Raw genomic sequence first — 9180 nt, forward strand, 5'->3', positions numbered from 1 at the left:
TGCTTACCTGTTTCCCAGAATCGTCCTTTCCATCCCAAACTACTGAATTCATTTTACATTCTTGTCCGCCTCGGTGGATTGAGTTTTCAATTCTTGTCCGCCTCGGTGGATTCAATTCGCGTACGCGCTGACCTTTTACATTGTAAATATTAACCTCTGTGTTCTCTGTGACCTCTGTGGTAGAAAAAGAAATAGTAACCTCTGGATTAAAGGGATTAGGATAACACCAGACCTTACCTGACATATCCACTATTTCAGCATCTCCACTATCGCCAGGATACTGATATTCATAGCAGCCCATATCAATGCTATCACCACTGATCCGCGGATTACCTGCCAGATCCGTTTCTGGAAACTCTAATTCTATATAAAAGTCTTGTGTTCCGGCATCTATGCAAGGAGAGCCTTCCAATAATGAATAAGGATAAGGATCTAATCCCATAAAATCCGGATCAGCATCAATATTTCCTTCTAACCAGTTTAAATTTGAACTGCCATATTGTATCACACCAGCTACACCATCCTGCACATTACAATGATCAATATAAATAGTATTTGATCTTGCAGGTACATTAAATTGAATTTGGGCGGGTTCATTACCATAAATTATACAATTTTGAAAATAAAGCTCATTACTGCTTGAAGTACTTACTATTGCTGCTCCATTCTCTGAGATATTATCAATAATTGAGGAATTAATAAAATAAACAGTACTTCTTGATGTATAAACAGCACCACACATATCTGACGAGATATTATTATTTATCAATGTATTTACTATTACAATAGGTTCAATTCTACCGCAATTTATCATCATTATTCCACTACTGGATTCTACTGTTTCATTATTCTCTATGACAATGTTTGTAAGTATTGTGCTGTTTATAGTATCAAGGTTAAATGCCGGAAATCTTACTGCACTATTATTTTTTATAGTAATATCTGATATTGTAGAACTACTTATTGCAGTTAATGATAAACCTCCGTAGCCCTGGTTGAAAATGTTCTCTTCAAAAGTTATTCCGGTTATAATACCATTATCAATACTTCCAATACTTAAACCAGAAGTCCAGGAATCAGAATAATTATTATGGTAATGAATATTCTGTATTATTACTTCACCAGAGCCGTAACAATCAATAAATGAACCAGAAAATTCATCATTATTATAAATCTCTAAATTATCGATTCCAATGTCAATATTGCTATACATCGCTAATGCTTTTCCTATATTATTCCTGATAACTACATCAAGCAGCTCAAATGAAGAGTTCATAATGAGAATTCCACCACAATGCCCATTATTGTACTCTATTACTGAATTAGCAATTGTTATTAATGAACAGTGATCAACATTTATTCCTGCTCCTATATAACGATCATCATTATCATATCCGTTTCTTATCGTAAATCCAGATATTCTGGCTACTGAGCTGCTATCAATTGTGATAACTGCATCCAGACTACTTCCATCAATGATAGTTTCGCTGATATATGCTGTATCACCGGTGGTTTCATAGTAACTGACCAGGGATATGTTCTTTCCCATAAAATCCAGGTTTTCATAATATTCTCCGGAAGCAACTATGATCATAGTACTATCCATGCAAGCCTGCTGAATAGCTGTTTGGATATTTTCACAGTCTTCCGGAACATAGATCAAATCCTTGGTTACATCAACAGCCATCTCATCACTGCTGATCAACCTGCCACTGTTATCATTAATACTGAAAACAAGCACTTCAGTACCTGACCAGTTATATGTGCAGCTAAAGGTTACCTCCATTTCATCAATACCTACCAGTACATCTTCATTTCCACTCGCGCTTAAGGTCAATTCATCCGGATTGATATCATATACATACTGGGCAAAATCCATTACAACTATCTCTCCACTATTAAAATGAAGATATTCCGGTATGTTGATCTCCGGATATGTCCCGTTTTCCTGGTCATAATAATGAGCTCCCAGATCGCAGACAGTGCCATCTGGATCATAATCATTTTCCGGATCACCGGCATCAATGCATTCCGAGTAATACATCAAGCGCCAGTCATTTAATTCTGGACATGCAAAACCCGGTTCCACACTTATATTACCCTCACCCCATTCATAGCTGCCATAGCTCTCACAATCAAGACTTTCCTCCCCTCCAGTGAAATTACAATAACTTATGGAAAGAAAATTACTGTATCCCCCAAAATTATCAAACTTAATACTGGTTCCCTCATCAGCCATAATGCAATTATTCATATATAATGAAACTGATCCGTCCATTAAGATTGAATCATAACCAGATAAGTTGTTTGCAAAAGTAACTTTTTCACAGTACAATGTACTATTATTACTTAAATAAATTGCTGCTCCATGGCGATTTTCTGAATCATTACAACATATTTCCAAATCTTTTAACGTAATATCTGAATTATTAATATATATACCTGTGCCCGAAGAATCAATATTATTATTTATTTTAATACCACTAATTTCATCATTCAAACCGATTAATAGCATTCCACCACCAATAGTTGCATCATTATTTCTACAAATCACATTATCAAATTCCGTATTAACTTGAAAGTATAATGCCATACCACCACCTTCTGTACAATAATTCTCTTCAATGATCACATTAGACAAAGTCAGGTTACATGCTTGTGCATATATGCCACCTCCTGCACCATTAGATCTATTATTTCTGATGATAGTATTTTCAATTACTGGATCGCATAATTCCAACACGCAGATGCCCCCACCATAAGTTTCCGTTAGGTTATCTTCAATCAGACAGTTATTAATATGTGCATTAGAATGATACAAAGTTATACCCCCGCCAAATTGAGAATATCCATAATAATTATCAAAAATTCTACAATTTTCGATCAATGGGTCTGAGAATTCACAATATATACCACCCGAACAACCCATCCAGTTTGAGGTAATATAAAGATCTTTCAGTGTAGGAGAACTAAAATACAAACAGCTTATTCCTCCGCCTCGATAATCGGGATAATTACTCCCCATTCCTTCTGTTATGGTAAATCCTCCCAGAACTGCATCCGGACTTTCCATATTCTCAAAAGTTACCACGCAGCCCTCTTGATTGCCGTTTATTTCTGTTTCTGCAATATAAGAGCTGTCACCGGTTGCATAATAGAGACTGATCACGGTAATATTTCTACCCCCAAAGTTGATTAATTCTTCATATACTCCCGGATATACCAGTAATGTATCACCATTGACGCTGCTTTCAATCCCCGCCTGAATAGAAGTAAAATCTAACCCGCCATTGATATCTATCTCAATCAGATTAGAAACCAGAAACATCGGAACAATAAAAATCAAAATTACAAAATATCTAAACATAATAACTCCTGTTAAGCCACCGATTTCACTGATTCGCACGGATAAGACATGCTTTTATTTACTTAATCTGTGTTAATCAGTGTAATCTGTGGCTAAAAATCTTTTCTTCATCTTTACTATTTTAAAAGTAGCATCTTCGTCGAGGCTTGCTGTTCTCCTGCTTTCAACCTTACCAGATACATACCGGAACTAACACTCTGTCCGATATGTCCACTACGTCCATCCCAGCTAAAAGAATGCTCTCCGGCAGGTAAAAACCCATCCACAAGTGTTCTCACTTTCTGACCTCTTATATTATATATAATTAACTCTGCGTTCTCTGTGCACTCTGTGGTGGAGAAGTATATTGTCGTTTCCGGATTAAACGGATTAGGATAATTATATAGCTCCAAACCATTTATATTTTCCACGATTTCATGCTCATCTATTTCGACATAACCTTCTGGTGCCAGGTACAAATCAAGCTCCGTATAGTCACCATAATTCACTGTTATTCCTTGCATTATAAAGTCCTGATAAAAAGGAAACTCCGCAATTAGATCATATACTCCATCCGCTAACGTGATCCGGTAATATCCGGTGCTATCGCTAACATCAAATAGATATACTTCAGTATCATCACATACAAATACATTTCTTAGTATTTCAGAAGTTTCCTGATTATGAGTATAGCCCTCTATCCCTCCCAAAGAAGGTGCTTCATACTCAAAAACACCGATATCTACTTCTGCTGTTCCATCTCCATCTCCATCCCAGATCCTGTTTCGATATCCAAAATCAAACCCCGGAAGATTTCCTGTTTCATATCCGGCATCAATGCAGACAGAACCCGGCATATGATGAAAATTACCATTATCTGGATTGATGAATACATCTTCAGCATCCATATCTTCATCTATTATATTACCACCCAGATTGATAATACTGATAGGCAGATCAAAATCAAACAGACAGTTCCTGAAACCAGGTAAGAATAAGGGATCACCAGATATAGGATAATTACAATCAAGAAATACACAATTTTCGTAGGGTCCATAAAACGGATTTGTATCTGTATCAAAATCAAGTACATTGGAGTTATTGACAAATACATTATTAAAAAAACTCCCAGCTCGCCAGGGTCTGATCCCGCTTGATGATGTATTCATGGAGATATTATTGAAAATATGTGTAGTACCACTCATAAAAGAAACTAAGCTGTTATCAAATACATTATTGAAAACATAGGCGTCTCCATCCCATGAGTGATTATATTCAATTATAATATCTGTATTAGTGAAACAATTATCAAAAAAGTAAAAGTAACCATGTTCAATATCAAAAGCTATACATACCAAATCCTCTATTTCGTTGCAGGCAAAGATAAGGTCACAATCAATATCTTCAAAGATCGGTATCCCGCAATATGTTCCTGATGGTAATCCATAATCATTTTTGTAAACATAAAAAGGTGTCCCTCCAGTGTTGTGTGGTTGCCAAAAATAATTTCCTCGAAAATCATTATATGCTACTAATCCGCTCAAGTATAGTTTTTTGCTTTCAAAGTAGTTTCCTGTAAAGTATCCGGGACCAGTTCGAATCGAATATCCTATTCCATTATTACCCCAGTAATCTCCGATCTCACCTAGCTCGGTCATAAATCTGCAGTTTCTTACCGATATATAGCTACCCTGACCACTAACTTTTTCAATATTAGTATAATTATTAAAAAAATAGCAATCTTCAATCAAAATATCACTACTACTTGAAGTAATAGCCCCTTCAAAGCGATACATGAATGCCCAACTTACAGATGAATGATCTATATGGCAGTGCCGGAAATGTGTTTTACTATCCTGATTATATATCCTTATGACACCCCAGTGATAGTATAATGAATCAGTATCCCTGGTAAATCGGATGCTGTCCGTTTCCGTGCCAATCGTCTCCAGTTCTCCATGCACAAAGATATTTCCTGTATGATTTGCAGAACTATAAAGTGCATTATTTAAGAAATCATCATGGTCATACATCATCATGGACTTCATCATTACCAGCACTCCCGGTTCAATAGTTAATTTTGCTCCTTCTTCCACCGTGATATCACCCACAACATGATAGGGATTGTTCTCCGGACTCCACACAGTATCTTCATAAATGGAACCAGCTACATCAATACCAGATAACAATGAACATAAAACAATGAAAATTATCAAAAAAATTACTCTCATTACTACTCCCGGTTTACATTAAGGGAAGCGGGAAAAATTCCCGCTCCCCATTTCATTCATAATTCAACACTCAAAATTCAAAATTACTTTATGAGCATCATCTTCCGTGTTTCTGCCATATCCCTGGTTTTTATCTGATAGAAATATAACACATAGAGCTAAATATAACTTCATAACATTTCCTTTTTTTCCCTTATCTCCCAGCAAGTTATCGAGTTAAGACAATTTCCTCAGTGGATTGACTTGAGAACGACCATCATTGTCATCCCCAGCCAAACAGAAGTTTTGAACGGTACTCCGGACAAAGCTTGTCCCGATGTATCGGGAACTTCTGGTAATCAGTAATTCCCACAAATCTTAAGTCAATCTACATTCGTATCTTAACTCAATATTTCCGCCCCTGATATCCCTGGTCAAGCGTTTTCTCATTCTCCTATTAACTCATTTTTTCCTTAATTAACTTTATAAGAAAACCAATTTACCAAAATTTATTTAACCATAACATGCTGTAAACATTATTTACAGTAACCAGTTACATAAATAATATCCCTCAATTTATATAAACTACTTATAATAAGTATATCACACTCTCTTTTGACTATAATTTCATAGCGTTTCAATTAATTTCAATTACTATTTCAAGCAATATTCATTCCATTATAATATTTATTGTATTACCTAACATACTGCTAATATTTATCATGTAGTAATACCATCGTCCCCTTCCCCAAATTACCTTCCATAATAGAAATCGATCTGATCAATAATATACATTGTATTATATCAAATACGAGAAGGTTCAATTTTCATATATTGATTAACCAAATAGTTTATAATATTATTATCTGTTCGTATTGATAGAAATCTTTATAATTCTCATAACTGAAATTTTGTAGTAGAAGAGCAGAAATCCCTGATAAATTCAGCGCATTCCCATGTATATAAGTGATTTACAATATCAATTGTACGCAATTCATGCCCCCAGTACACTCCCTGTGGGTTCCCTGTGGCTTGTTTGATGGTTTTTATAAGTTATAAGCTAATTTTATCACACTTGTTATGTTTGTTAAAACAGTTTTTCCCAATGGAAATCACCATTGCTTTCATTAAAGTCATGATCTACAATCCTCAGACCTTACAGCATTTATTATTTTCATCTTATTTTAAATTATACCCCTGTTTCATTATCACCCCATAAGCGAACTTAAGGAGGAACAACAAAGAACTATCTAACAAAAAAATGTCACTACGTGCTTTGTTGTTCCTCCTGATTTGCACTTGAAGAATGGAAAGAATTTTCAGCTTAATATAAAGTGTTGCAATAATAGGAGTTATTACAGAAGTGAAGGAGATGAATTGTGCAAGGTATGGGATTTTTCAATAATTGCTTCAAAATCTGTCAATTCAGGAAAAATTTATCAAATAGCAGAATTGTTTCATCTTTTTTCTGTAATAACGTATTATAAAGTTTGTCTAGTATTGATGGCTGAAATTTTTGAGTATAAGGGTTATATTCTTACTGCCTGAATTTCAAGGGTTAGTTACCCGGATACTTAGCAGAAATAAATCTAACTTTTCCTGCAGTTAGATAATCCTGATTAATTCCGGCAGGATGTCAGGTTAAATTATAGCTTGACAATTGATTAGGTATTTTATTTATGCAAATAATAGGAAAAATGTAGGAATAAGGTAATATATGAGCATGAAATTTGAAGAAGGTACAGATCTTAGACTTAAGCTAAGTTTGAGAAAAAACATGCTGATAGCAGTGAGTATCACAGTGCTGCTGCTGGTAGTTTTAATTGTATCAGGAGTAATATATATATATCATGGATATGGTGATATGCGAAAATCATATCTGGTGATGGAGGAAAATTCTTTGCTGAAGGATAAGATAACCAGTTTGAATTGTGAGATAGATTCGATCATGATCCGTCTGGAACTGATGCAAAACTGGGAAGATGATATCCGTTCGCGGGAGAATTTTAAAGAGATCAATAAAGAAGTGCGAAAAATGGGTATTGGAGGATTGCCGCAGATAGATAATGAACTAAGCTTGAGCGATCCTAAAGCCAATCTGGAATATAATCTGCTGGTCAACCGGCTTAATGATCTAAGGGGTAAGGTGGCATTTAATTATCAAACCCATGAGGAACTGCATGAGAATTATCAGTTACGAAGTGATCTTTATCGCAGCACACCTTCCATCTATCCCACCTTCGGGAGAATATCTTCAAGATATGGCAACAGGCGTCATCCTGTAACCAATAAAAAAGATTTTCATTACGGTGTAGACCTTGCTAATAAAGTGGGAACACCGGTATATGCCACAGCATCAGGCAAGGTGACGGTGACTACGCGAACCGCAATGATGGGAAGATACATAAAAGTTGCCCATGATTTCGGCTTTGAGACGATTTATGGTCATTTAAACAAGATACTGGTGAAGAAAGGTCAGGAAGTGGAAAAGGGACAAATTATTGGCCGCATGGGAAATACGGGAGATTCTACAGGACCACATCTTCACTATGAAGTGCACAGATATAACCGTTACCGTAACCCAGCCAAATATTTCATTCAGGAAAGAGAAGATATAGCTTTATCAAAATAGGGGAATTAATGAGCCAAGACAGGATGTTACTGAAAAGAGATATAAAAGAGAAAAAAGAATTAGTAAATATAGAGATGGATCGGTTTTTACCTCGCAAGGATGAATATCCCAAGCAGATACACAAAGCGATCCGTCACACGCTTTTTGCTGGTGGCAAACGTCTGCGTCCCTATTTATTATTGCATACTTACCAGCTTTTTGGAATAGAAACTGATAAGATATTACCAGTAGCAGCAGCTTTGGAAATGCTGCACACATATACTTTGATCCATGATGATCTGCCGGATATAGATAATGATGATTACCGCAGAGGCAAAAAGACATGTCATGTGCTGTATGGAGCAGATATAGCGTTGCTGGCTGGAGATGCATTGCTCATTAATGCCATTGAATCTATCAATAATGCAGAAATAAATGACAAGCTGAAATTACTGTTATTGCGTGAATTCTGCCAGGAAACAGGGCATCGGGGTTTGATCGCGGGACAGATGGTTGATATTGAGTCCGAAGGCAAAAATATTGATGAAAAGACTCTTAATTATATCCATAAGAATAAAACCGGGCGTTTGATAAACCTGGCGATCAGGTTTGGCTGCATTTTGGGCAAAGCATCGGAAGCAGATACTGAAAATATGCGAATTTTTGGTGAGAAGATTGGTCTTGCTTTTCAAATCATCGATGATATCCTTGATATTGAAGGTGATCAAGAAACTTTAGGCAAAAGTACCGGTAAAGATACTCAGCAGAAAAAGGCAACTTATCCATCTATCAATGGATTAGAAGAATCAAGGACGGAAGCGGAAAAACTTATCGAAGATGCCCGAGCCAGACTGGAAAGATATGGTGAGAAAGCTATTTATCTTGATCATTTGGCAGAATTTTTATTAACAAGAAAATATTAGAAATGAAGGTTGAGATAAAACTGCTTTCAGAAGCAGCCCAAATGCCTCAGAAAATGAGCACCAGCTCATCTGGATACGATTTGTTTGCTG

The 9180-nt window shown here is 35.9% G+C and carries 4 protein-coding genes; 2 read left to right on the top strand and 2 right to left on the bottom strand.

The window, feature by feature from the left end; all coding sequences use genetic code 11:
- Positions 1-3367: right-handed parallel beta-helix repeat-containing protein (locus tag RAO94_11015; protein ID MDP8322870.1), on the bottom strand; the 3367-nt coding region annotated here is incomplete at its 3' end.
- A 116-nt stretch (positions 3368-3483) separates the two neighbouring features.
- Complete coding sequence (locus RAO94_11020; GenBank protein MDP8322871.1) at positions 3484-5577, bottom strand: T9SS type A sorting domain-containing protein; 2094 nt, start codon at positions 5575-5577, stop codon at positions 3484-3486.
- A gap of 1696 nt (positions 5578-7273) precedes the next feature.
- Here RAO94_11020 and RAO94_11025 point away from each other — a divergent pair.
- Positions 7274-8188 (top strand): M23 family metallopeptidase, encoded by a 915-nt coding sequence (locus tag RAO94_11025; protein ID MDP8322872.1) that lies wholly within the window; start codon positions 7274-7276, stop codon positions 8186-8188.
- An 8-nt stretch (positions 8189-8196) separates the two neighbouring features.
- A complete protein-coding gene (locus RAO94_11030) occupies positions 8197-9090 on the top strand; it encodes a polyprenyl synthetase family protein (protein MDP8322873.1) in 894 nt (297 codons plus the stop codon).
- Positions 9091-9180 lie beyond the last annotated feature (90 nt).

It is taken from the genome of Candidatus Stygibacter australis (genome assembly GCA_030765845.1).
Taxonomy (GTDB): Bacteria; Cloacimonadota; Cloacimonadia; order Cloacimonadales; family TCS61; genus Stygibacter; species Stygibacter australis.